19 protein-coding genes and 1 pseudogene are annotated in these 23,520 nt (G+C 62.2%); 8 read left to right on the forward strand and 12 right to left on the reverse strand.

Annotated features, from left to right (window positions below):
• Positions 1-36 precede the first annotated feature (36 nt).
• From ACLK1G_RS00725 to ACLK1G_RS00735, 3 genes are all read left to right on the forward strand, one after another.
• Entirely contained in the window at positions 37-918 is an 882-nt protein-coding gene (locus ACLK1G_RS00725; RefSeq protein WP_420763637.1) for a DMT family transporter, read from the forward strand.
• 161 nt (positions 919-1,079) lie between these two features.
• Positions 1,080-2,402 (forward strand): APC family permease, encoded by a 1,323-nt coding sequence (locus ACLK1G_RS00730; protein WP_420763638.1) that lies wholly within the window; start codon positions 1,080-1,082, stop codon positions 2,400-2,402.
• A gap of 130 nt (positions 2,403-2,532) precedes the next feature.
• Entirely contained in the window at positions 2,533-3,078 is a 546-nt protein-coding gene (locus ACLK1G_RS00735; protein WP_420763639.1) for a cytochrome b, read from the forward strand.
• 24 nt (positions 3,079-3,102) lie between these two features.
• On the opposite strand, the gene ACLK1G_RS00740 is transcribed toward ACLK1G_RS00735, so the two are convergent.
• Positions 3,103-3,996 (reverse strand): LysR family transcriptional regulator, encoded by an 894-nt coding sequence (locus ACLK1G_RS00740; RefSeq protein WP_420763640.1) that lies wholly within the window; start codon positions 3,994-3,996, stop codon positions 3,103-3,105.
• 94 nt (positions 3,997-4,090) lie between these two features.
• Between ACLK1G_RS00740 and ACLK1G_RS00745 the strand changes: the two genes are divergently transcribed.
• The gene (locus ACLK1G_RS00745) at positions 4,091-5,257 is read left to right on the forward strand and encodes an MFS transporter (protein WP_420763641.1); all 1,167 of its coding nucleotides are present in this window, start codon (positions 4,091-4,093) and stop codon (positions 5,255-5,257) included.
• A 52-nt stretch (positions 5,258-5,309) separates the two neighbouring features.
• On the opposite strand, the gene glcF is transcribed toward ACLK1G_RS00745, so the two are convergent.
• The 3 genes from glcF to glcD are packed head-to-tail and all read right to left on the reverse strand — an operon-like array spanning position 5,310 to position 9,094.
• A complete protein-coding gene (gene glcF / locus ACLK1G_RS00750) occupies positions 5,310-6,527 on the reverse strand; it encodes a glycolate oxidase subunit GlcF (RefSeq protein WP_420763642.1) in 1,218 nt (405 codons plus the stop codon).
• Between the two features lie 3 nt (positions 6,528-6,530).
• On the reverse strand, positions 6,531-7,595 hold the full coding sequence (glcE, locus tag ACLK1G_RS00755) for a glycolate oxidase subunit GlcE (protein WP_420763643.1): 1,065 nt from the start codon (positions 7,593-7,595) through the stop codon (positions 6,531-6,533).
• Entirely contained in the window at positions 7,595-9,094 is a 1,500-nt protein-coding gene (glcD, locus tag ACLK1G_RS00760; protein ID WP_420763644.1) for a glycolate oxidase subunit GlcD, read from the reverse strand. The genes glcE and glcD overlap by 1 nt, the downstream gene beginning before the upstream one ends.
• Positions 9,095-9,326: 232 nt before the next feature.
• Between glcD and glcC the strand changes: the two genes are divergently transcribed.
• Positions 9,327-10,094 carry a transcriptional regulator GlcC gene (gene glcC, locus ACLK1G_RS00765; RefSeq protein WP_420763645.1) on the forward strand — a complete coding sequence of 256 codons (768 nt, stop codon included), beginning with the start codon at positions 9,327-9,329 and terminating at the stop codon, positions 10,092-10,094.
• Here the strand turns inward: glcC and ACLK1G_RS00770 are convergent.
• Positions 10,027-10,269: pseudogene (locus tag ACLK1G_RS00770) on the reverse strand (hypothetical protein); the annotation flags it as partial. The gene glcC and the pseudogene ACLK1G_RS00770 overlap by 68 nt on opposite strands.
• A gap of 67 nt (positions 10,270-10,336) precedes the next feature.
• Positions 10,337-11,233 carry an alpha/beta fold hydrolase gene (locus tag ACLK1G_RS00775; RefSeq protein WP_420763646.1) on the reverse strand — a complete coding sequence of 299 codons (897 nt, stop codon included), beginning with the start codon at positions 11,231-11,233 and terminating at the stop codon, positions 10,337-10,339.
• Between the two features lie 290 nt (positions 11,234-11,523).
• Here ACLK1G_RS00775 and ACLK1G_RS00780 point away from each other — a divergent pair, with 290 nt between their 5' ends.
• Together ACLK1G_RS00780 and aldA are read left to right on the forward strand one after the other, a co-directional pair.
• Positions 11,524-13,701 carry a PQQ-dependent dehydrogenase, methanol/ethanol family gene (locus tag ACLK1G_RS00780; RefSeq protein ID WP_420763647.1) on the forward strand — a complete coding sequence of 726 codons (2,178 nt, stop codon included), beginning with the start codon at positions 11,524-11,526 and terminating at the stop codon, positions 13,699-13,701.
• Between the two features lie 41 nt (positions 13,702-13,742).
• A complete protein-coding gene (gene aldA, locus ACLK1G_RS00785) occupies positions 13,743-15,179 on the forward strand; it encodes an aldehyde dehydrogenase (RefSeq protein WP_420763648.1) in 1,437 nt (478 codons plus the stop codon).
• Positions 15,180-15,234: 55 nt separating this feature from the next.
• On the opposite strand, the gene ACLK1G_RS00790 is transcribed toward aldA, so the two are convergent.
• The 6 genes from ACLK1G_RS00790 to ACLK1G_RS00815 all read right to left on the reverse strand — a co-directional run bounded on the left by ACLK1G_RS00790 (position 15,235) and on the right by ACLK1G_RS00815 (position 22,355).
• Entirely contained in the window at positions 15,235-17,178 is a 1,944-nt protein-coding gene (locus tag ACLK1G_RS00790; protein WP_420763649.1) for a sigma-54-dependent Fis family transcriptional regulator, read from the reverse strand.
• A 138-nt stretch (positions 17,179-17,316) separates the two neighbouring features.
• On the reverse strand, positions 17,317-18,258 hold the full coding sequence (locus ACLK1G_RS00795; protein WP_420763650.1) for an alpha/beta hydrolase: 942 nt from the start codon (positions 18,256-18,258) through the stop codon (positions 17,317-17,319).
• 64 nt (positions 18,259-18,322) lie between these two features.
• Complete coding sequence (locus ACLK1G_RS00800; protein WP_420763651.1) at positions 18,323-19,345, reverse strand: transketolase family protein; 1,023 nt, start codon at positions 19,343-19,345, stop codon at positions 18,323-18,325.
• Positions 19,342-20,190 carry a transketolase gene (locus tag ACLK1G_RS00805; protein ID WP_420763652.1) on the reverse strand — a complete coding sequence of 283 codons (849 nt, stop codon included), beginning with the start codon at positions 20,188-20,190 and terminating at the stop codon, positions 19,342-19,344. Before ACLK1G_RS00805 ends, ACLK1G_RS00800 begins: the two co-directional genes overlap by 4 nt.
• Positions 20,191-20,207: 17 nt before the next feature.
• Positions 20,208-21,506: an MFS transporter gene (locus ACLK1G_RS00810; RefSeq protein WP_420763653.1), complete on the reverse strand. Its 1,299-nt coding sequence runs from the start codon at positions 21,504-21,506 to the stop codon at positions 20,208-20,210.
• 99 nt (positions 21,507-21,605) lie between these two features.
• Positions 21,606-22,355 (reverse strand): SDR family NAD(P)-dependent oxidoreductase, encoded by a 750-nt coding sequence (locus tag ACLK1G_RS00815; RefSeq protein WP_420763654.1) that lies wholly within the window; start codon positions 22,353-22,355, stop codon positions 21,606-21,608.
• A gap of 195 nt (positions 22,356-22,550) precedes the next feature.
• Between ACLK1G_RS00815 and ACLK1G_RS00820 the strand changes: the two genes are divergently transcribed.
• Entirely contained in the window at positions 22,551-23,468 is a 918-nt protein-coding gene (locus ACLK1G_RS00820; protein ID WP_420763655.1) for a LysR substrate-binding domain-containing protein, read from the forward strand.
• Positions 23,469-23,520 lie beyond the last annotated feature (52 nt).

Below are 23,520 nucleotides of genomic sequence, written 5' to 3' on the forward strand. Positions count from 1 at the left end.
ACGTTCTAAGAGCCTGCCTGGGCATTGGGATCGACCATGACAATAAGCAAACACCCCACACTGGCGTCCAACTCGTCAGCATCGGCCAGATTGGTAGCGATGACCTGTTTCGCCCTGTTCGCCTTCGCCGCTAACTCATTGCTGTGCCGCCTGGCGCTCAAGCACACTGATATCGATGCCGCGAGCTTCAGCGTTGTCCGGCTGGTCAGCGGGGCCTCGGTGTTAGGGCTGATGTGCCTGATGAGGCGGTCCTCAACCCTAACCAAAGGCAGTTGGAAGGGCGCCGCAGCCTTGTTCGTTTACGTCTTTGCTTTTTCTTTCGCGTACCGTCATTTGGAGACCGGGACGGGGGCGCTGTTGTTGTTTGGCGCGGTTCAACTGAGCATGGTTCTGTTTGGCTTGTTCAAAGGCGAACGGATGCATACGCGGGCAATCGTTGGGTTTTTGTTGGCGATGGCTGGCCTGGTCAGTCTGCTGCTGCCAGGCGCAGCCGCTCCCGACCCCGTTAGCGCGCTTACGATGCTGTTATCGGGGCTGGCATGGGGAATCTACTCGCTGCTTGGCAAAACTGTCGCCGATCCGCTGGCGACCACAACCGGCAATTTCCTGCGGTCGATTCCCCTGGTCCTGGTGGCAAGCTTGCCGTTTCTCTCAACGCTGCGTTGGGATGCGCTGGGTGTGTTTTATGCGGTTCTTTCCGGCGCGCTGGCGTCAGGCGTCGGCTACGCGGTCTGGTATGTCGCGGTGCGTCATCTTGCGGCGTTTCAAGCCGCGACCGTGCAGTTGAGCGTGCCCATCCTGGCTTCGCTGGCGGGTATCGTATTTCTGGGTGAAAGCCTGAGCGTAAGGATGGTCTTGGCATCCGTCGCCGTACTGGGGGGTGTTGCTTTGGTGCTGGGTAGCAAACGGCACGGCTAGTTGGCATTGGATGGATAACCGTTCGTTTGGCTATGGGCTAAGTAGGTCACGGGTGATCTAGTGAACTTTTACCCTACGAATCCATTCCACTGGTGCAGACGTTGTGCGCAGGCATGACGCTTGAATACCTTCGCGCATTCACATCTGTGACAGAGCCTTCAATGAAAGTAAACACGTCCCAATCCAAGACCTCTTTGCGTCGCGCTGTCACGGGGCCGATGCTGTTTCTGTTCATACTTGGCGATGTGCTGGGCGCTGGCGTTTACGCGCTGGCGGGTACCATCGCTGGGGAAGTCGGCGGCGCGATCTGGGTCCCGTTGCTGATCGCGTTATTGTTCGCAATGCTGACGGCGGGTTCGTATGCCGAACTGGTCTCGAAATACCCTCACGCGGGCGCAGCGTCGGTGTTTGCCGAAAAGGCTTTCAAATCACCGTTGATATCGTTCCTGGTCGGTTTTTGCATGCTCGCCGCGGCGGTGACAAGCGCTGCCGGTCTCTCGCTGGCTTTCGCGGGGGACTACCTTGCAGCGTTCATTGAAGTACCCGCCCACGTGGCAGCCCTGATTTTCTTGTTGGTCATCGCGCTGTTGAATGCCAGAGGGATCAAGGAATCCCTGGGGGCGAATATGGTGATGACCGTGATCGAGCTGTCTGGGCTGATCCTGGTCATCGTCGCGGCGGGGAGTTTCTTCAGTTCTGGCGAAGCGCAACTCGCAAGGTCGCTGGAATTCAAGCCTGGAGTCAGCCCGATGCTCGCCGTCCTGAGCGCTGCGTTGCTCGCGTTCTATTCGTTCGTGGGTTTTGAGACTTCCGCCAACCTCGCGGAAGAGATCAAGGACGTCCGCAAGGTATACCCCCGCGCCTTGTTTGCGGCGCTGATAACCGCGGGCGTCGTTTACATGGCCGTTGGGGTCGCAGCCTCGTCAGTACTGTCCACGGAGAAACTGCTCGCGACCTCGGCGCCGTTACTTGAGGTGGTCCGTGCGTCCGGGCTAGATATTCCGCCTCGCCTGTTCGCGTTCATCGCGCTCATCGCAGTGGCCAACGGGGCGCTGCTGACCATGATCATGGCCAGTCGTCTCACGTATGGGATGGCAAATCTAGGCCTCTTGCCAGACTTCCTGGAAAAGGTACTGCCCCACCGGCGCACGCCGTGGGCGGCCATTGTCGCAACGACCCTCGTAGCAATCGCACTGACGCTCACGGGGACCTTGGCTACCCTGGCGCAAACCGTGGTTCTGCTCTTACTGTTCGTTTTCCTCAGCACCAACATAGCGGTGCTGGTGTTACGCAAGGACAAGGTCGCACAAGAGCATTATCAGACGCCTACGTGGGTACCCGTGCTAGCCATCCTGTCTTGTCTCGTATTGCTGAGTCAGCAAGACATGAGCACTTGGCTGCGCGGCGGGGCACTCATCCTGGCGGGCATGCTGCTGTATGTCTTTGCTCGGATGACCGTGCCTACCGTTGCGAAGCCAAACTAGCCGGGGCAGTGCAGGCAGGAACGCGAGGCTACAGCCAAGCAGCTTGATTGCGGCAGGGTACGGCCGTAGGACGGCCCGTCACCGGACAGCATGATCTATCATTGCGATGATCACTCACTGGGCTTGCACGATGACTTCATCAAACTGGCAACTACACGACAGCCATGTTCGCTACGGAACAGTCAGTCGTTTCCTGCACTGGTCAATGGCCGCCTTGCTTGCGTGGCAATTTGCTACGGCGTTTTCCCATCTTCTGCTGGAGGACACGGCCGTCGAGAAATTTTTGTGGGGCACCCACAAGACACTCGGGTTCGTATTGATACTTCTGGTGATACTGCGGGCGTGCTGGTCCTTGCACAATCGCGGCCATAGGCCCGCGTCCCTGAGCATCGCAGCGACACTGGGACACCTGGCGATGTATGCCCTGGTCATCATCATTCCGCTGATCGCACTGGTCCGGCAATACGGCTCCGGGCGGGCTTTTTCGCCGTTGGGCATTCCGTTGATGCCGGGTTTCGATGAAAAAGTCGAATGGATGATGTTGCCCGCGAACCTCCTGCATAGCTGGTTGGGTTGGTTGCTGCTGCTACTGATCATCGGCCACGTCGCCATGGTGCTGATCCATCGGCGGCGTGGCGGGGAAGGCGACGTTCTGGTGCGAATGTTCGGACGCTAGGCCGCCTGGTCCCCCGGGCTACGCTCACAGTCGATGATGCTCCAGCAGAAAATCGACGAATACCCGCACCCGCGCTGGCATTGCCGTCCCGCCAACAAAAACTGCGTGGATCGGTTCCCGGTCCCCGGGGTTCCAGGCACCTAGTAGCGGTACCAGATCGCCGCGCCGCAAATCCTCGGCCACGGTGAACTCGCCGATACGGGCGATGCCGGCGCCCACACGCGCGAGTTGTGCCAGCGCCTCGCCGCTGCTGCATTCGATGTTGCCGGTGACTTTCAGGGAAAATTCTTCGCCGTCGCGGATGAACGGCCAGTTGGGTTCGGCGCGACGGAAATTGAAGCGCAGGCAGTTGTGTTGCAGCAGGTCTTCCGGTTCCTGGGGTGTGCCATGGCGCTCTAGATAGGCGGGCGAAGCCACCACCACCTGGCCGGTGTCGCCGATCCGGCGCGCGGTCAGTGGGCTGTCGGGCAAGTGGCCAAACCGCACCGCGACGTCGGCCTGGCCGCCGAGGATGTCGACCACTTCGTCGCCGAGGGTGAGGTCGACGACGATGTTCGGGTAGCGGGCGCTGAAGGCCGCCACCAAGGGAACGATGGCTTGCCGCCCGTGACCGAGGGCGGCACTGACGCGCAAGCGGCCCCGGGGCACGCCCTGGTCGGCGACGGCTTCTTCGACCTCGGCCATGTCGGCCAGGATCCGCCGAGCGCCGCGCAGGTAAGCCTCGCCTTCGGCCGTGAAGGTGATCGCCCGCGTGGTGCGCAACAGCAGGCGGGTGCCCAGACGCTGTTCGGTCCGCGCGATGGTCCGGCTGACCGCCGAGGGCGTCAGCCCCAATACGCGCGCGGCGGCCGACAGGCTGCCTTCCTGCGCCACCGTGGCGAACACAGCCATTTCCCCTGATCTGCCGTTGAAGTCCATTTGTGCTCCGCACGCAAAGGTGTATGCCAGAAAGGCTATCTACCGCCTTGAAAGTCCGCATCGTAGCATTTGCGACATAGATGAGGAGACTTCCATGCGTATCAATCCACCGCTTGTTGCACTCGCCATTGGTGCCTTTGGCATCGGCGTTACCGAGTTCGCGCCGATGGGCATGTTGCCGGGCATCGCTGCGGATCTGGGCGTTTCCATTCCCTCCGCCGGCCTGCTGGTCAGTGCTTACGCCCTCGGCGTACTGCTCGGCGCGCCGTTGATGACCCTGACCACCGGCAGGATTCCCCGACGTTATCTGCTGATCGGGCTCATGGCGATTTTCACCCTCGGAAACCTGATGTCAGCGCTGGCGACCGACTACTACAGCCTCATGATCGCCCGGGTGGTGACCTCACTGAATCACGGAGCGTTCTTTGGCGTTGGCTCTATTGTCGCTGCCAGCGTGGTCGCGCCGCAGAAACGTGCCGGAGCGGTCGCGGCCATGTTCATGGGCCTGACCCTGGCGACCATCGGCGGTGTGCCGCTGGCCGCCTGGTTTGGCGAACTGCTCGGCTGGCGCACGGCATTCTGGGGCATTACTGGCCTGGGCGTGGCGGCGATGGCCGCGCTGTGGTTCGCCCTGCCCAACGTGCCGACGCCGCAAAGCATCGGTGTGTTGGCTGAAATCCGGGTGCTGGGCCGTGGTCCGGTGTTGGGGGCATTGGCCCTGACCGTTGTCGGTTCAGGTGCGATGTTCACCGTCTTCACCTATATCGCCCCGATCCTGAGCAGCGAGACCCATGCTCGCACCCCTTTCATCACCGCGATGTTGGTGTTGTTCGGTGTCGGGCTGACGCTGGGCAATATGTGGGGCGGCAAGGCCGCCGATCGCTCGATAGACCGCACGCTGATCGTATCGCTGAGCATACTGATTGTTGTCCTGCTGGCGTTTACCGTGCTGATGCGTTGGCCGCTGCCGGCCGCGGTAGCCATCCTGATCTGGGGCATCGCCAGCTTTGCCTTGGTGCCGCCTTTGCAGATGCGCGTGATGGAAGCCGCCAAGGACGCGCCTAACCTGGCGTCTGCGGTAAACATCGGTGCCTTCAACCTGGGCAACGCGATTGGCGCGGCGCTGGGAGGCGCGGTGATCAACGCGGGGTTGGGTTATCCGGCGATCTCCCTGGCCGGAGCAGCGATGGCGGCCCTGGGGTTGCTGATGGTGCTGGCTTTTGCCTGGCGTTCCAGGGTGGTTGCGGCTGCTGCAGTGTGACCGGGGGTTGAATACAAGCGGGCCGCGAAGCCTGTTGAATCCCAGTGCTCGGTCAAGGCATCGCGGCTTCGACCAATTCTATCCAGTGCCGGACCGAGGTTCGGCCAGCACCGTCGAGGTGGGACTGGCAGCCGATATTGGCGGTGGCGATGATCTCGGGGTGTCCGCTTTCCAGCGCATTGAGCTTGTTGTCCCGCAGTTGCCGGGACAGTGCAGGTTGGGTCAGCGAATAGGTGCCCGCCGAGCCGCAGCACAAGTGACTGTCGGGCACCGGCGTGAGGTTGAATCCGAGCTTCTCGAGGATGGCTTCAACCGCTCCCCCAAGCCTTTGCGCGTGCTGCAAGGTGCAGGGGCAGTGGAAGGCCAGGCGCTGATCGCTGTGTACGCCGAGCTTGTCCAGTGGCTCGTCACGCAGTACTTCGACCAGGTCCTTGGACAACGCACTGACCCTTGCGGCCTTGTCGGCATAAGCTGGGTCGGTGCTGAGCAGATGCCCGTAATCCTTGACGAAGGCGCCGCAGCCGCTGGCGGTTTGCACAATGGCCTCGGCACCGCTTTCGACGGCCGGCCACCACGCGTCGATGTTACGTCGGGCTCGATCGAGGCCGGCGGCCTGGGCATCCAGGTGGTAATCCAGCGCACCGCAGCAGCCGGCCTCGCGAATCGGGGTGACACTGATTCCCAGCCGGTCCAGTACCCGGGCGGCGGCGGCATTGGTATTGGGCGACAGGCTCGGTTGCACGCAGCCTTCGAGCATGAGCACTTGCCGATCATGGCGCAGGGTCGGTCGTGGCTTTGCCCGATGAGTGTTGCGAGGCAGTTTGGCTTGCAGCGCATTGGGCAGCACGGCACGGAAAACCTGGCCACTGCTCACCAGCCCTTTGAACAATCCTGGATTGGGCAGCACGCCGCGCAATCCCTCGCGAAGCAGCCGTTGGCCAGGTGAGCGTGGGACTGCCGCATCCACCACCGCCCGACCGATGTCCAGCAAATTGTGATAATCGACGCCGGAGGGGCAGGTGGTTTCGCAGTTGCGGCATGACAGGCAACGGTCAAGGTGTTCCTGGGTCTTGCGGGTCACTTCGTTGCCTTCGAGCACCTGCTTGATCAGGTAGATGCGCCCCCTCGGGCCGTCCAGTTCATCGCCCAGCAATTGGTAGGTCGGGCAGGTGGCATTGCAAAAGCCGCAGTGCACGCAACTTCGCAGAATCCGTTCGGCTTCTTCGGCGCGAGGCAGTTGGCGGGCGTTGTCGCTCAAGTTGGTCTGCATGGTTCAGAGCTCCGCGTACAGGCGACCGGGGTTGAAGATGCCACGCGGGTCGAGTTGTTGCTTCAAGTTCCGGTGGTAGCGCATCAGCGCGTCGGGCAGCGGCTGGAAGGGGGTGTCGGTCACGCCAGGCGTGTAGCAGGTGGCATGCCCTCCGGCTTGTTCGACGAGCGAGCGGATAAAGGTCGCTTCGGCAGCGGATTTGAGCCAGCGCTGGGCGCCGCCCCAATCGATCAACTGAACGCCCGGCAAGGGCAGTCGAGGCGTGCCATTGGGCACGGCGAGGCGCCAAAGGGGGCGATCCTCATCGAAGAAGCTCAACCGGTGTTCATTCAGATCCTGCCAGTACGAAGAGTCCAGCCACTCGCCGCCCAGACGGTCGCGGGCCGCGGCGACCGAGCCTTCGCCACCTTCGAGCCGCAGGTGCAGGCGCTCGCCATCGTGGCACGCCGCGCTGATGGGCAGTGGTTGCTGGCCCCATTCCGCGAGGCGCAACAAAGCCCGGGCGGCGTCCATTTCCAGGCTGATGCTCAACGTTTGCCGCGGTTTTGGCAGGACCTTGAGGGACACTTCGGTCACCACGCCCAGCGCGCCGTAGCTGCCGGCCATCAAGCGCGACAGATCGTAGCCGGCGACGTTTTTCATGACTTCGCCACCGAAACGCAGGTGTTTACCGTGACCGGTGATGACCCGTGTGCCGAGAATGAAATCGCGCACCGACCCAGACCAGGGGCGCCGGGGCCCTGAGAGCCCGCAGGCAATCATGCCGCCCACGGTGGCGTTCTCGCCGAAGGAGGGCGGTTCGCAAGGCAGCATTTGCTGCGCCGCGTCCAGCACCTCGCAAAGATGAGCCAGTGGCGTACCGCAGCGAACGGTGATCACCAGTTCCGTCGGATCGTAGCTGACGATGCCTCGGTGCGAGCGCGTGTCGAGGACCTCACCGGCGACGCTGCGTCCAAGTGACGCTTTGCTGTTGGAGCCTTGGATGCGCAGCGCGGTGGCGCTTTCCAGCGCCTGGTTGACCTGCTGCAGCAGCGCTGCGCTGTCGTCGAAATCATGTTCGCTGCCCATCAGAAACGCTCCAGTTCAGGGAAGGGCACCTGACCCATGTGGACGTGCATGGCGCCAAACTCGGCGCAGCGATGCAGCGTTGGAATGTTCTTGCCAGGGTTGAGCAGGCCGCTCGGATCGAATGCGGCTTTGACGGCGTGGAACACGGTCAATTCGTCGCTGTTGAACTGCGCGCACATCTGGTTGATCTTTTCCCGGCCCACGCCGTGTTCCCCGGTGATGCTGCCACCGACTTTCACGCACAGTTCGAGGATCTTGCCGCCCAGGGCTTCGGCGCGATCGAGCTCACCCGGTTGATTGGCATCGAAGAGGATCAGCGGATGCATGTTGCCGTCGCCCGCGTGAAAAACGTTGGCCACCCGCAGGCCATGTTCGGTCGATAACGCCGCGATGGCGCGAAGCACTCCGGGCAGTTCCCGACGCGGTATGGTCCCGTCCATGCAGTAGTAATCCGGCGAGAGGCGTCCCACCGCAGGAAACGCATTCTTGCGTCCAGCCCAGAAACGCACGCGCTCGGCCTCGTCGCGAGCCTGGCGCACTTCGGTGGCGCCGGCCTGCTGCAATACCTGGCGCACGCGATCGCAGTCGTCGTGGACGTCGGCCTCCACGCCGTCGAGCTCACACAACAGGATGGCTTGGGCGTCTACCGGATAGCCGGCGTGAATGAAGTCCTCGGCGGCGCGGATGGCCAGGTTGTCCATCATTTCCAGGCCGCCCGGGATGATGCCGGCGGCAATGATGTCACCCACGGCGCGGCCGGCCTTTTCAACCGAGTCGAAGGCCGCCAGCAGGACTTTGGCCGTTTGCGGTTTGGGCAGCAGTTTGACTGTGACCTCGGTGATCACCCCGAGCATCCCTTCGGAACCGGTGAACAACGCCAGCAGATCGAACCCGGGTGAGTCGAGGGTCTGCGACCCCAACGTCAGGTGTTCGCCGTCGACGGTGAGAATGTCCACCTTCAACAGGTTGTGGACGGTCAGCCCGTACTTGAGGCAATGCACGCCACCGGCGTTCTCCGCGACATTGCCACCGATCGAGCAGGCGATCTGGGAGGAGGGGTCCGGCGCGTAGTACAAGCCGAACGGCGCGGCCGCCTGGGAAATCGCCAGATTACGCACCCCCGGCTGGACCCGTGCGGTGCGGGCGGCAGGGTCGATGTGCAGGATGTTGTTGAAGCGCGCCATTACCAGCAACACGCCTTTTTCCAGCGGCAGCGCACCGCCGGACAAACCAGTGCCGGCGCCACGGGCAACGACGGGGACCTTGCGCTCATGACAGAGCCGCAGCACGCCCTGGACCTCTTCGATGTGGCGCGGCAGCACCACCAGCATGGGCGTGGTGCGGTAAGCGGAGAGCCCGTCGCATTCGTACGGCTTGAGCTCCTCGCGCTGATGCAGGATTTCCAGGTCGGGCAACTGGGTTTGCAAGGCCTGCAGAAGCGCGTTTTTGTCGACGTCAGGCAGGGCGCCGTCGACGCGTTCGTCGTAGAGAATATTCATCGTTCGTAGGCGACACTCGGTTGTTTTTATTAGAGGTCTGTTCCGATACGGCTGACTTGCATCATTAGGCCGACGCGTTCTACTGTCTATGGGGTGTTCAGCTGGTCGAACCAGTTCTTTGAGCCGGTTCTCATGGGCTATAGGGTAAAAGCCTTATAGGGCAATGGTTTATCAGCATGTCCGAACGGACGTTTACATTGGTCTGAATCTGGTCATACCAGTGGGAGATTCGATGGAAAGCGTGGAAACGAGCCGCAACCCGCAGGTCGCCGACGTCGTCTGTGAGCGCATCGAACGCCTGATTGTCGATGGCGTACTCAAGACCGGGCAATTGTTGCCTTCGGAGCGCCGGTTGACAGAAAAACTCGGCGTCTCCCGTACCGCGCTTCGCGAGGGCCTGAAGCTGTTGCGCGCCCGCGGAATCATCAAGACCGAGCAGGGCAAGGGGTCCTTCGTGGCCGACCTGGCTGGGCATGGCTTGGAGTCGCCGCTGATGCACCTGTTCAGCTCGCAGCCACGCACACTCTATGACTTGTTTGAAGTGCGCAGCCTGCTTGAGGGCGAATCGGCGCGCTTGGCGGCCCTGCGCGGGACCGAGGCTGACTTCGTACTGATTACCCGCAGCTACGAGGCCATGCTCGACGCCCATAGCCATCCCCTGGAGGCCAGCGTCCACGCCCGGCTCGACCATGCGTTTCACTTGGCGATCTGCGAGGCCTCACATAACCCGGTGCTGGTGCAGACCTTGCGTTCATTGACGGACTTGCTGCTCAGCTCGGTGTTCGCATCGGTCAACAACCTCTACCACCGCGAACCGCAGAAGCGCCAGATCGACCGCCAACACGCCCGGCTCTACAACGCCGTGACCGGACGCCTGCCGGAGCAGGCACGCAAGGCGGCCATCGCCCACATCCAGAGCATTTGCGAAAACCTCAAGGAAATCGAAAACGAAGAACAACGCCTGGTGCGCGCCACGTTGCGGCTTGAGGGGTGGGTGTAGAGGCAGTGGCTGGCGGGAGCGCTAAGGGATGGCTTTTCATCTTCCCGCCCCACGAAAAGTGGTCGTGGTAGTAAGCCGCGATGACGTTGCAACTGATGCCCGCATTTCCCAACGCCGTTGCGAAGGCTGTGGTCAAGCCGACGGCGTCCAGGCCGGAATGCACGGTCGAGGTGATGATGGATTGGGCCCCAGTGTCCAGGAATTTGCCGGCAGGCGTTGTAGGAACGGTTGCCGCCTGTAAATTACCGGCCTCGGGGGATCGAAGGGAGCAAAAATCCAAGCACCTCGTCCAGCAAAAGCTTCGGCGCTTCTTCCGCTATGTAATGCCCCGAAGGTAACGCTTTCCCTCGCACATCGGTCGCGACTTTTTGCCATTCCTTCAGCGGATCGAAGCAACGGCCCACGACGCCGTCCGCTCCCCACAAGGCCAACAATGGCACTGAGAGTTTTCGGCCGGCTTGTCGGTCGCTCTTGTCGTGCTCCAGATCGATGCTGGCGCTTGCCCGGTAGTCTTCACAAACACCATGAGCTGCGCCGGGGAGTGACAGGCAGCGCAGGTATTCGGCCAATGCTGAATCAGTGAAAGGCGCCATGCCAGCGCTGCGAGTGCCCATGACGCTGCGCAGATAGAGCTCCGGATCGGCCTCGATGAGCGTTTCGGGAAACGGAGCCGGGCGAATCAGGAAAAACCAGTGCCAATAGGCGCGGGCAAACGCTTCGTTGGTTTGCTCGTACATCGCCAGTGTCGGAGCGATGTCCAGCGTGATCAAGCGCTTCACTGCATCCGGGTGATCCATCGCCATGCGATGGGCCACGCGTGCGCCTCGGTCATGCGCCAATACGTCAAACTTCACGAACCCCAGCGCGCGCATGAGCTCGAGCCCGTCCAGGGCCATTTGCCGCTTGGAGTAGGCGACGTGTTCTGCGTCGCCTGCCGGTTTGTCGCTGTCACCGTAGCCGCGAAGATCCGCCGCGATCACGGTGAAATGCTCCGCCAGGGGTTCGGCGACTTTGTGCCACATGACGTGGGTCTGGGGATGCCCGTGGAGCAAGAGCAGACCTTGGCCGCTCCCACCTTTGCGGTAGTTGACGGTGATGCCGTTGACTTGGCATCGGCCCGATTCAAATGAGGCGAACATCGCTTGGCTCTCCTGCTGATGGTGGCTTTTATTCTAGGGCCCTCGCGCCAAGGTGCTAAGGCACAGCGTGTGACCGCTTTCTTCACGAATCGTGTGCAACCTGGCGCACGTCTGGCACAGCTGTCACGGTGAATGCGACAACTGTCGCACGTCTTCGCAACCCGCTAAACCAAGCGCAGCCCCCGTAGAACGGGGCTTGCAGAGCATTTCCCGACGGTGGCATGGGGGTTGCTCCTGCCTGAGTGCGCAGCGCAATGGCTTCGCTACTAATAAGAATCAGGAGTCCTCCCATGACACAGATTGGCCTCGCCGTGCCTACTGCTTCTCGGAACGCGCCCCTTCGCGCTCCCCTCAAGGCGCTATATGTCGTGCTGGCGCTTACCCTCAATACTGCTCCGAGCTGGGCCCAGGACATGCCGGCGAATGTCGACGGCAAGCGCATCATCGCCGCCGACCAGGAGCCCGGTAACTGGATGAGCACCGGTCGCACCTACGATGAACAACGCTACAGCCCGTTGAAGAAGATCAGCGACCAGAACGTCGACCAGTTGGGGCTCGCCTGGAGCTACAAGCTGGACCTGGATCGCGGTGTCGAGGCCACGCCTATCGTGGTCGACGGCGTGATGTACACCACCGGCCCGTTCTCGGTGGTCTACGCCCTGGACGCCCGCGACGGCAGGTTGATCTGGAAGTACGACCCCAAGTCCGACCGCAACCGCGCCGGCGAGGCCTGTTGCGATGCGGTCAACCGGGGCGTCGCGGTGTGGAAGGGCAAGGTTTACGTGGGCGTGCTCGATGGTCGCCTGGAGGCCATCGACGCCAAGACCGGCCAGCGGGCGTGGTCGGTGGACACCCGTGCCGATCACTCGCGCAGCTACACCATCACCGGTGCGCCGCGCGTGGTCAACGGCAAAGTGGTGATCGGCAATGGCGGCGCCGAGTTCGGCGTACGCGGTTATGTCACCGCCTATGACGCCGAGACCGGCAAGCAGGCCTGGCGCTTCTTCACGGTGCCGGGTGACCCCAAGCTGCCGCCCGAAGACAAGGCCATGGAAATCGCCGCCAAGACCTGGCACGGCGACGCCTATGTGGCCCAAGGCGGTGGCGGCACGGCCTGGGACTCGTTTGCGTTCGACCCGGATCTGAACCTGCTGTACATCGGCGTGGGCAATGGTTCGTTGTGGGACCCGAAATGGCGGAGCCAGGCCAAGGGCGACAATCTGTTCCTGTCGTCCATCGTCGCGGTCAATGCCGATACGGGGGAATACGCCTGGCACTACCAGACCACGCCGGGTGACGCCTGGGACTACACCGCTACCCAGCACATGATCCTTGCGCAGCTGCCGATCGACGGAAAGCCGCGCAAGGTGCTGATGCAAGCGCCGAAGAACGGTTTTTTCTACGTGATCGACCGCGCCACGGGTGAGCTGCTGTCCGCCAAGGGCATCGTGCCCCAGAGCTGGACCAAGGGCATGGACATGAAGACGGGCCGGCCCATCGTCGATGACGAGAATGCCGCGTACTGGAAGGACGGCAAACGTAAACTGGTCACGCCCGCGTTCTGGGGCGCCCATGACTGGCAGCCGATGTCCTACAACCCGAACACCGGGCTTGTGTATATCCCCGCGCACATCATGTCCGCCTATTACGAGCACATCCCCGAGGCGCCGAAGCGCAACCCGTTCAAGAGCATGTACCAACTGGGCCTGCGCACCGGGATGATGCCGGAGGACGCCGATGGGCTGTTGGAAATGGCCAAGGGCTGGTCAGGCAAACTGATTGCCTGGGACCCGGTCAAGCAGCAACCGGCGTGGGAAGTGCCCTATGTGACGATCTTCAACGGCGGGACTTTGAGTACCGCCGGCAACCTGGTGTTCGAGGGCAGCGCCGACGGCCGTGTGATCGCCTACGCTGCCGACAGTGGCAAGAAACTCTGGGAGCAGCCGGCGGCCAGCGGTGTGATGGCGGCGCCGATTACCTACAGCGTGGACGGTGAACAGTACGTGACGTTCATGGCCGGTTGGGGCGGTGCCTTCTCGACATTCGCCGGAGCCTTGTCCCTACGCGCCGGGGTTCGGCCGTTCTCCCAGGTGTTGACCTATAAATTGGGCGGCACCGCGAAACTCAACGAGCCGGCGCCGCTCGCCGACGCCCCGAAACCGCCACCCCTGACCGGCGACCTGGCGGCAGTGGAGGCCGGCGGCAAGCTCTACGACGGCTACTGTTCTCAGTGCCACGGCATCCACGCGGTCAGCGGCGGTGTGCTGCCGGACCTGCGCAAGCTGACGGCGGAAAAACACCAGATGTTCCTCGGCATTCTCTACGGCGGCCGAGTGCCGGACGGCATGCCGTCCTTTGCCGACGCCTTCACGCCGGAACAGGTGGAGCAGATCCACCAATACCTGATCAAGCGCGCCCACGACCTGCAGCAAGAAGGCGGGGTCTGGAAGACCTTCACCGCCAAATGAGCGCCCCCGCATTATTTCGACCCTGACGCGAGAGCAAGCACATGACCGAGATCACCGATTACCAGAACTTCATCGCCAACGCTTTTGTTCCCAGCGACCCAAGCATCGAAGTGCGCAACCCGGCCAACGGCCGTTTGCTCGCACGGGTCCCCGAAGCCAGTGGCGAGCAAGTCGAAGCGGCCATTGCCGCAGCGCGCAAGGCGCAAAAAAGCTGGGCTGCCCGTCCGGCCATCGAGCGCGCCGGTTACTTGCGAAAAATCGCCACAAAAGTGCGCGACAGCGCCGAACGCCTCGCCCATGTCATCACCGCCGAGCAGGGCAAAGTGCTGGGATTGGCGCGGGTGGAAGTCAACTTCACCGCCGATTACCTGGACTACATGGCCGAGTGGGCGCGGCGCCTTGAGGGAGAGGTGCTGACCAGCGACCGTGCCGGCGAAAGCATCTTCCTGCTGCGCAAGCCCCTGGGCGTAGTGGCCGGGATTCTGCCGTGGAATTTCCCGTTCTTCCTGATTGCTCGCAAAATGGCCCCGGCGCTGGTGACCGGCAATACCATCGTGATCAAGCCCAGCGAAGAAACCCCTATCAATTGCTTCGAGTTTGCTCGCCTGGTGGCTGAGACCGACCTGCCGGCCGGTGTGTTCAACGTTGTCAGCGGCACGGGGGCGACCGTGGGGCATGACCTGACCCGTCATGCCGGCATCGACTTGATCAGCTTCACCGGCAGCGTCGGCACCGGTTCGCGAATCATGGCGGCGGCAGCGCCAAACATCACCAAACTCAACCTGGAGCTCGGTGGCAAGGCGCCGGCCATCGTGCTGGCGGACGCCGACCTGGACCTCGCGGTCAAGGCCATCACGGCTTCGCGGGTGATCAACACAGGGCAAGTCTGCAATTGCGCCGAACGGGTGTACGTCGAGCGCAAGGTCGCCGATCGGTTCATCGAGCAGATTGCCGCCTCGATGGCCGCGACCCGCTACGGCGACCCGCTGGCCGAGGACAATCTGGACATGGGGCCGCTGATCAACCAGGCGGCCCTGGACAAGGTTGCGCGAATGGTCACGGTCGCGAAGGGAGAGGGGGCCGAAGTGGTCACGGGCGGCGCGGTGGCCGACAAGGGCCAGGGTTTTCACTATCAGCCGACGGTGCTGGCCGGGTGCGGCGGCGAGATGGCGATCATGCGCCAGGAGATCTTCGGCCCGGTACTGCCGATCCAGATTGTCGACGACCTGGACGAAGCCATTGCCCTGGCCAATGACAGCGAATACGGCCTGACTTCATCGATCTACACCCGCAGCCTGAGCGCGGCCATGCGCGCCAGCCATGAGCTCGATTTCGGTGAGACCTACATCAATCGAGAAAACTTCGAAGCGATGCAGGGCTTCCATGCGGGGGCGCGCAAGTCTGGTATTGGCGGCGCGGACGGCAAGCACGGCTTGTATGAATACACCCATACCCATGTGGTTTACATCCAGGTCTGATCGGACGACAAAAAATGCCGGCACCCGCAAGGGCGCCGGCATTTTCATGGGCGTATCAGAACTGGTCGTTGGGCGCGACGACGCCGTGCTTTTTCATCTTGCGGTACAGCGTGGAGCGAGAGATGCCCAGTTCGGTAGCGGCGGCGCTGATGTTCCAACGATGCTGACGCAAGGTCGCCAGCAAGCGGCGGGCCTCTTCGTCGCCCAGCTGTTCGCCCAGGTTGCCGGACAACGGTGTGGTGTTGTCGAGCAATGACAGCCGCCGTGGCGCCAGCACTTCGCTGGGCAAGCAGTCCAAGTCGATGACCCCGTCTTCGGCCAGGGCTACCGCGTAACGCAGGGCGTTGAGTAGTTGGCGGATATTGCCAGGCCACTGATAGTCGAGCAGGCATTGGCGGGCGTCCGCGTTCAGCCGTAGCTCGCGAGTTTGGTCCTGAGCCGCGAGCAATTGATCGATCAGCGCGGCGCGATCACTGCGTTCGCGCAAGGCGGGCAGCGCCAGGTTCATGCCGGCGAGGCGATAGAACAGATCTTCGCGAAAGCGCTTCTCGCCGATCATCGTAGGTAGGTCCTGGTGAGTCGCCGAGATGACCTGGACGTCCAGCGTCACCGGCACTTCAGCCCCCAGCGGCGCGATTTCCCGCTCCGCCAGTACCCTCAGCAAGCGGGTTTGCAAATGGGCGGGCATGTCGCCAATCTCATCGAGAAACAGCGTGCCGCCGTTCGCCAGCTCCAACTTGCCCTTCATGCCTTTTCGGTTGGCGCCGGTAAAACTGCCGGCGCGATAGCCGAACAGTTCGCTTTCGATCAGCGTCTCCGGGATCGCCGCGCAATTGAGCGCAACGAAAGGTCCTGCGCGACGATGGCTGGCCTGGTGGATGGCTCGGGCGAAAGCTTCCTTGCCGGTGCCGGTTTCGCCGGTAATCAAAATAGGGATGCCTTTGTCGATCACCTTGCGCACCCGCCGCACGCTCTGTTGCAGTTGAGGGTCGAGGCCGGCAAGTTGTTGCAGCTCCGGGTGAGCGTCAAGGGCAGGGCGGGCGATGGGGCGCGGGCGGTGCTGTTGGGATGGAATCCGCAGGCCGACCTCCAGCAGCGCTTCATCGCGAAGACCACGCAAACGCACGCCCTGGGCGCCGCCATTGGTGAGCTTCAGCAATTCGTCCATTGTGGTGGGAAGCAGGCGATCGATGGGTGTGCCCAGCAACTGCGGCCCCTGAGCCAGCTCCAGGGCGACAAATGCCGCACGGTTGGCCCCGATGACGCGGCCGTTTTCATCGAGCGCCAGCAATTGCTCGTTGGCCAGGTCGGCGATTTCATCCAGGGGCTTGAGGGACAAGGTCAAGCGGTCGCGGTAGCTCTGGCGAAAATGTGCGTTCTCGATCAGACGCGCATACATGATCACCAGTTGCAGCGTCAGGTATTGGCTCTCCCGGGGGCCTGCGCTGTTCATGCAGGTCGCATTGAGGCAACCGCGCAACAGGCCTTGGGCATCGAAAATGGGCGCCACCGAACAACTCAGGCTGAAATTGGACGCCAGGAAATGCTCCTCCCGATGAATGATCAACGGCTGCGCGGCTGCTAGCGTGGTGCCGATGCCATTGGTCCCCACCACCGATTCCTCCCACTGCGCACCCACCACCAGCCCGGACTGCGTATAGATGTCGTGCTGGTCGGGCAGTCGGGAATCCAGGGTAATGCCGCGCTCGTCGCTCAGCAGCACGGCAAAACCGGCGGGCACCACGCGCCGGGCCAGACCGCTGACGCCTTGGCTGGCGATGGAAAGATACTGCTGGTGCTGTTCCTGATGACGGCGGATGTCCTCGGCGCTGAGGATGTTCTTGCGGCTCGCCGCGCCAGGGTCGAGCCGGTGCTCCACGACGCTGCGGTACCAGGACTGGGCGATGACGCCATCGGGCTTCAGGCCGCGTCCGGAAAAATGGTCGTTGACGAAGGCTGCCAGTTCGCTCGGGATAGGCTGCGCGCTATGCAGGGTCATGAAATGCTCCATCAGGCGTGAATCCGCGAAGGGGCTTCACGGCGATCTTGTTATTGGACGATGGCCGCCATTGCAAGTATCTACCATAGACGCTGGCGCGGGAGTTTTCATCGTTGGATTGAAGGTCCGGATCCGATTTCACCCCCTCCTCAGAAAAACGCCCAACGCCCGGACGATGTCGCGGGACGCTTGATCCGCGATGCGCCCTGGCACCTGGTCGAACATATGGGGTGCGCCAGGATAGACATGAAGTTCGGTGGCAACGCCTGCGCGAATCAGCCTCATTGCAAAATCGACGTCCTCCTCGAGGAACAAATCTTGAGAACCGACCGAAATGAACGTCGGTGGCAGGTTACGCAGGTCTGGTTGCAGCGCCGGTGAGAACAGACCCACACGATCGTCGTCCAGGGGGGCGCCCCCGCGAAGGCACTGCCAGCAGAACTGATTGGGCTCCGGCAGCCAACTGAATGTGTCGGTGTCGCGGCTCGGGTAGGGTGATTGCGTCGAGCCTGTGCGGTGATCGAGCATGGGATAGACGAGCATTTGGCCGACGATCGGATACCGCGCTTTGTCGCGAGCCATGATGGCCAATGCGGCGGCCAGCCCGCCACCGGCGCTATGACCCATGACCGCAATGCGCCGGGGATCCAGGCCCAGGTCCTGGCTGTTTTCGAACAGCCAGGCGAGGGCGCTGTAACAGTCGTCAAGGGGCGCTGGAAAGGGATATTCGGGCGCCAGTCGATAATCCACTGCAACGATGTACGCACCTGACTCGTCGGCCAGGTCGGCCAGAAAGTCATCGGCCATTTCGAGGCTTCCGAGTACGAAGCCACCGCCATGGATAGACAGGATCGCCGGCAGGTTCGCATCAGGCTCGAGGCCTTCCGGCCGGTAGACGCACAGGCGCAGGCGTTCGTCATCGGTGCCTGGAATCCACCGCACTTCGCATCGCGCGCGGTGCTCGGGTTTGAAGGTCGAATGCACTCGGGCGCGGATGGCCGGTAGCGTGCCCACCGACCATTGTTCCGCACCCGAGGCCACAAGACCGTGGAATATGGGATCGAGCCATTCATCAGACATCAGGTTTCGCTCCCCTTTGCTTGGAGCCGCCGGGTACCCGTCGCCGATACCCGGCGGTTTGCTGTTAAAGCCAGGCTTTGATTTGCGCGCAAACGGCCTGGGTGGAAATGCCGTAGCGATCATGCAGTGTCGGCAGCGCGCCTGCGTCGAGGAAGGCGTCTGGCAATGCAATTTGTCTGAACGTCGGCGTCACCCCGTTGCGCAGCAGGACCCCGGCAACCGCTTCGCCCAGCCCGCCGATGATGGAGCTGTTTTCTGCGGTCACCACCAATCGTCCCGGCTTTCTGGCCTCGGCAAGCAGGGTATGTTCATCCAGCGGCTTGATGGTCGGCATGTGCAATACCGCGACATCGACGCCGTCTGCCTGCAGTTGCTTGGCTGCTTCCAACGCACGCATTGTCATCAACCCAGTGGAAATGATCAGCACGTCGTTGCCGGTACGCAGAGTCTTGGCCTTGCCGATCTCGAACGTGTAGCCGTATTCGTCCAGCACCAAGGGTACGTTACCGCGCAACAAACGCATGTAGACCGGGCCTTGGTGGGCGGCGATGGCGGGCACGGCCTGTTCGATTTCCAGCGCGTCACAGGGATCGACAATCATCAGGTTGGGCATGGCGCGAAATATCGCCAGGTCGTCGGTGGCCTGGTGGCTCGGACCATAACCGGTGGTAAGACCCGGCAAGCCACAGACGATCTTGACGTTGAGGTTTTCCTCGGCAATTGCCATGCAGATGAAATCGTAGGCCCGACGGGAAGCGAACACCGCATAGGTCGTGGCAAACGGCACGAAACCTTCCCGGGCCATACCCGCCGCAGCGCTCATCAGCAATTGCTCAGCCATGCCCATCTGGTAGAAACGGTCCGGATGGGCCTTGGCGAAGATGTGCAGGTCGGTGTATTTGGACAGGTCGGCGGACAGCCCGACGATGTCCTGGCGCTGGTCCGCCAATGCGGCCAGTGCATGGCCGAATGGCGCAGGTTTCGTCGCTTGGCCCTCGGCCGCGATCGAGGCAATCATCGCCGAAGTGGTCAGGCGTTTTTTGCCCGGCTCGATTTTCGCGTTCGATGTATTGACGGCGTTGCTCATGAGTGTCTTCCTTCTTCGAGGTTGTTCAGCGCCAGGTCCCACTCGTGTTCTTCGACGCGGATGAAATGGGTCTTTTCGCGGTTCTCCAGGAACGGCACACCCTTGCCCATGCGTGTATCGCAGATGATCACCCGAGGCACGCTGGAGGAGTGGTTGCGCGCGGCATCGAAGGCCGTCACCAAGGCGTCCAGGTCGTTGCCGTCGACGCGCTGGGTGAACCAGCCAAACGCTTGCCAGCGGTCAACGATCGGCTCGAACGAGAGGATCTCGCTGGAGTATCCATCGGCCTGCTGGTTGTTGACGTCGACGATTGCAATCAGGTTGTCGAGCTTCCAGTGCGAAGCGGACATCACCGCTTCCCAGGTTGAACCTTCGTTCAATTCACCGTCCGATAGCAGGTTGTAGACGAAAGCCGACGAGCCTTTGCGCTTGAGGCCCAGGCAGGCGCCTACCGCGATGCCCAGCCCTTGGCCGAGGGAGCCTCCGGTTATTTCCATGCCCGGCGTGTACGCCGCCATGCCCGACATGGGCAGCCGGCTGTCGTCCGCGCCGTAGGTTTCCAACTCATCGAGCGGAACGATCTGGGCCTCGATCAATGCCGCGTACAACGCAATCGCGTAGTGGCCGATAGAGAGATAGAAGCGGTCACGTTGCTCCCATTCAGGGTCATGGGGTCGATAGCTCATGGCGTGGAAGTACGCGACCGCCAGCAGGTCGGCGGCGCCCAGGGCCTGGCCGACGTAGCCTTGGCCTTGCACCTGCCCCATGCGCAGCGCGTGATGACGGATGTTGTGGGCGCGGTCGGCCAGGGACAGGGGTGAAGCAGGTGAAAGCGAGCGAGTCATGGTGGAACTCCGGTGACTTAACGATTGACCAGGGCGGCAGGAATGCGCAGCACCAACGAGGCGCCGCCCAGCAGTACGCCGGTGATCAGGTACATGCCGATGGCGCTGGAGCCGGTTTGCGTGGTGATCCAACCAATCAGGTAGGGCGAGCAGAAGCCGGCGAGGTTGGCGAAGCTGTTGACCGCCGCGATGCCTGCGGCGGCGGACACCCCGCCGAGCAGGGTCGTGGGCAGCATCCAGAACATCGAGGAGGCGGACAGGATGCCGGACGCCGCCAGGCACAGGCTCAGGATGGACAACAAGATGTTGCCTCCCAGCAGCGCGGCGAGCGTCAGGCCGATGGCACCGGCAATCATTGGTGCAATCAGGTGCCAGCGCCGCTCGCGGTGTTTGTCGCCGCTGCGGCCGATCAACAACATGGCCGCAATCGCGCAAAGGTAGGGCAGGCTGGTCAGGAAACCAATGTGCAGCGGATTGGAAACCCCGGCGTTGCGCACCAGCGTCGGCAGCCAGAAAGTAATGGCGTATTGGCCCATGACCACGCAGAAGTAAATACCGGCCAACAGCCACAGGCGGCGGTCCCGGACGAACTCGCCCACCGAGGCATGGGTGACCTTCTGCTGGTTGTCCTCGGCCAGCTCACGGCTGACCAGCGCTTTCTCTTCGTCGTCCAGCCAATGGGCCTGATGCACGCCATCCTTGAGGTAACTCAGCACCAGCAACCCGACAACAACGGTGGGAATGGCCTCGAGCACGAACATCCACTGCCAACCGGCCCAGCCGTGCACGCCGGCGAAATGGTTCATGATCCAGCCCGACAGCGGGCCGCCCACCATGCCCGACAACGGGATGGCGATAAACCAGAGCACGGTCATGCGCGCACGGCGGTAGGACGGGAACCAGTAGGTGAGGTACAGCAGCAAACCCGGTGCCAGCCCTGCTTCGGCGACCCCGAGCAGAAAGCGCAAGGCATAGAACTGCCAAGCGGTCTCAACGAAGGCGAACAGCGCGGAAATGATGCCCCAGGTGATCATGATTCGCGCGATCCAGACGCGAGCGCCGACCTTGTGCAGGATGACGTTGCTGGGTACTTCGCAGAGGAAATAGCCGATGAAAAACATCCCCGCGCCCAGTCCGTAGACGGTTTCGCTGAGCGCCAGGTCGTTCATCATCTGCAGCTTGGCAAAGCCGACGTTGACCCGATCCAGATAGGCGCACAAATAGCACAGCATCAGGAAGGGCATCAGCCGCCAGGCCGTTTTCCGGTAGGCATTGGAGCGCACGGTCGAAACCGCTTCGAGCGACAAAGTAGTCATGATGGCCTGATCTCTTGTTTTTATTGACCGCCAGGCAAACAGCCCGGCAGGGGTCTTCGATCCAGAACCGCACGGGCCGCACTGGCCCGCCCAGATACATCAGTGAATCAGCATTCCGCCGTTCACATCCAAGGTGATGCCAGTCAGGTACGAGGATAAATCGCTGGCCAGGAACAGGGCCGCGTTCGCGACGTCCTGGGCCTCGCCCAGGCGACCCAACGGAATGCCGTCGATGATGGCGTGGCGACGCTCATCCTGCATGAGGCCGCCGGTGATGTCGGTGTGGATCAGGCCCGGGGCGATGGAATTGACCCGCACCTTGTCCGGACCCAATTCGCGGGCCATTGCCTTGGCCAGGCCCAGCACACCGGCCTTTGCGGCGCTGTAGTGCGGCCCACCAAAGATGCCGCCACCACGTTGGGCAGACACCGAAGACATGCAGACGATGCTGCCGCCTTGCTGCTCGCGCATCAGTGGGATCACGGCTTGCGACATGAGCAGGGTGCCGCGCAGGCTGACGTCCAATACCTTGTCGTAGTCCGACCCGCGAATGTCGAGGGTTTTGAGGGGTTGGGTGATGCCAGCGTTGTTGACGAGAATGTCGATGCGGCCGAAATGTTCGATGGCCCGTGAGACGGCCCGTTGGACCTGCGCTTCATCGGCGACGTTGGCCGCAAGGCCGAGATGGCCTTCGCCCAGGGCGTTGGCGGCATCGCGTGCGGCGGATTCGTCCAGGTCCAGAATCACGACGCGGGCGCCGTGCTGCGCGAACGTCGTAGCGGTGGCGCGGCCAATGCCACGGGCGGATGCGGCGCCAGTAATGATCGCGACTTTGCCTTGGAGAAGCATGGGGAGATACCTCGTATTTGTTTTTATTGGGTCGATTCGGAAAAACCGATGACTTAGCTTCGTCTTGGTCCCCTGGCTGAGCAATGGCCTAAAAGTCATTCAGTGCTGAAAAAAATTCAGCGCTCGTTTGCTTGCGGTTGGAAGGTTTCACGGCGAAGCTCAACAATCATTAGAGCTATTGTCGAGTGATCTGCCATGCGTACCGACGCCGATGCACCCTTGATTCTCCCACCGCTGAAAGCCATTCAGGCTTTTGAGCAGGCGGCCCGGTTCAGCAACGTCGCCAGGGCAGCGGAAGTGCTGGACCTGACGCCCTCCGCGGTCAGCCATCAATTGGCGAAACTTGAAGCGATGATTGGCCGGCAGTTGTTTGTGCGTGCCGCGCGAGGCGTAACGCTCACGCCCGTGGGAGAGCAATACCTGAAGGAGGTTTCAGGGATCCTCCATAGCCTGGCCGTCGCCACCGAGCGCGCGGCCAGCGACGTGAGCCTGGACTGTTTGCGTCTGCACTCGGCGCCCAGCTTCGGGTTGTTGTGGTTGATGCCGAGGCTGGAAGCGTTCCGCGCCTGCAACCCTGACATCCAGATCAATCTTTCGTGCTCTTACGAATCGCTGCATTTCAGTCGGGACAAGATTGACGTGGACATCCGCCACGGCACTGCAAACTGGCCCAGTTATGAAGTGCGCACCGTCCAGAACGAAACCTTTGCGGTATTGGCTTCGCCGAAACTGCTCGCACAATGTCCGATCCGCAGCGCGTCCGATTTATTGAATTGCGACCTGGTGCTGTCCGAAGCCACTTTGCTCAAATGGCCGCAATGGTTTGCGCAACATGGCCTGGCGCGCCCGGAGAAGCCTTACGCCTTGAGTTTCGATCGGTCGTACATGTCTCTGGAGGCCGCCAGTCATGGATTGGGCTTCGCCTTGGAAAGCACATTGCTGGCGCAAAAATATCTGGCGACCGGCAGCCTGGTCGAGGTGGCGCCCGAGGCGCTCAGCGCGCCTGTGGCTGCCCACCACCTGGTATTCCCGAAAGCCCACTCGAGCTTCCCCCGCGTCCGGCGTTTCCTGGAGTGGATGGAAAGTGAGCTAGGGCAGGGCTTCGCGTATTAACGGGTCAGGGAGACTGCCCCTTGGCGGTGGCGGTCGACGGCTTTAGGGCAGT

The organism is Pseudomonas algeriensis, from assembly GCF_048847255.1.
In the GTDB taxonomy this organism is placed as follows: Bacteria; Pseudomonadota; Gammaproteobacteria; order Pseudomonadales; family Pseudomonadaceae; genus Aquipseudomonas.

What these genes read in the sequence shown, in the direction of transcription:
- ACLK1G_RS00725 (WP_420763637.1), top strand. Translation starts at nt 37, where the DNA reads ATGACAATAAGCAAACACCCCACACTGGCGTCCAACTCGTCAGCATCG.
- ACLK1G_RS00730 (WP_420763638.1), top strand. Translation starts at nt 1,080, where the DNA reads ATGAAAGTAAACACGTCCCAATCCAAGACCTCTTTGCGTCGCGCTGTC.
- ACLK1G_RS00735 (WP_420763639.1), top strand. Translation starts at nt 2,533, where the DNA reads ATGACTTCATCAAACTGGCAACTACACGACAGCCATGTTCGCTACGGA.
- ACLK1G_RS00740 (WP_420763640.1), bottom strand. Translation starts at nt 3,996, where the DNA reads ATGGACTTCAACGGCAGATCAGGGGAAATGGCTGTGTTCGCCACGGTG.
- ACLK1G_RS00745 (WP_420763641.1), top strand. Translation starts at nt 4,091, where the DNA reads ATGCGTATCAATCCACCGCTTGTTGCACTCGCCATTGGTGCCTTTGGC.
- glcF (WP_420763642.1), bottom strand. Translation starts at nt 6,527, where the DNA reads ATGCAGACCAACTTGAGCGACAACGCCCGCCAACTGCCTCGCGCCGAA.
- glcE (WP_420763643.1), bottom strand. Translation starts at nt 7,595, where the DNA reads ATGGGCAGCGAACATGATTTCGACGACAGCGCAGCGCTGCTGCAGCAG.
- glcD (WP_420763644.1), bottom strand. Translation starts at nt 9,094, where the DNA reads ATGAATATTCTCTACGACGAACGCGTCGACGGCGCCCTGCCTGACGTC.
- glcC (WP_420763645.1), top strand. Translation starts at nt 9,327, where the DNA reads ATGGAAAGCGTGGAAACGAGCCGCAACCCGCAGGTCGCCGACGTCGTC.
- ACLK1G_RS00775 (WP_420763646.1), bottom strand. Translation starts at nt 11,233, where the DNA reads ATGTTCGCCTCATTTGAATCGGGCCGATGCCAAGTCAACGGCATCACC.
- ACLK1G_RS00780 (WP_420763647.1), top strand. Translation starts at nt 11,524, where the DNA reads ATGACACAGATTGGCCTCGCCGTGCCTACTGCTTCTCGGAACGCGCCC.
- aldA (WP_420763648.1), top strand. Translation starts at nt 13,743, where the DNA reads ATGACCGAGATCACCGATTACCAGAACTTCATCGCCAACGCTTTTGTT.
- ACLK1G_RS00790 (WP_420763649.1), bottom strand. Translation starts at nt 17,178, where the DNA reads ATGACCCTGCATAGCGCGCAGCCTATCCCGAGCGAACTGGCAGCCTTC.
- ACLK1G_RS00795 (WP_420763650.1), bottom strand. Translation starts at nt 18,258, where the DNA reads ATGTCTGATGAATGGCTCGATCCCATATTCCACGGTCTTGTGGCCTCG.
- ACLK1G_RS00800 (WP_420763651.1), bottom strand. Translation starts at nt 19,345, where the DNA reads ATGAGCAACGCCGTCAATACATCGAACGCGAAAATCGAGCCGGGCAAA.
- ACLK1G_RS00805 (WP_420763652.1), bottom strand. Translation starts at nt 20,190, where the DNA reads ATGACTCGCTCGCTTTCACCTGCTTCACCCCTGTCCCTGGCCGACCGC.
- ACLK1G_RS00810 (WP_420763653.1), bottom strand. Translation starts at nt 21,506, where the DNA reads ATGACTACTTTGTCGCTCGAAGCGGTTTCGACCGTGCGCTCCAATGCC.
- ACLK1G_RS00815 (WP_420763654.1), bottom strand. Translation starts at nt 22,355, where the DNA reads ATGCTTCTCCAAGGCAAAGTCGCGATCATTACTGGCGCCGCATCCGCC.
- ACLK1G_RS00820 (WP_420763655.1), top strand. Translation starts at nt 22,551, where the DNA reads ATGCGTACCGACGCCGATGCACCCTTGATTCTCCCACCGCTGAAAGCC.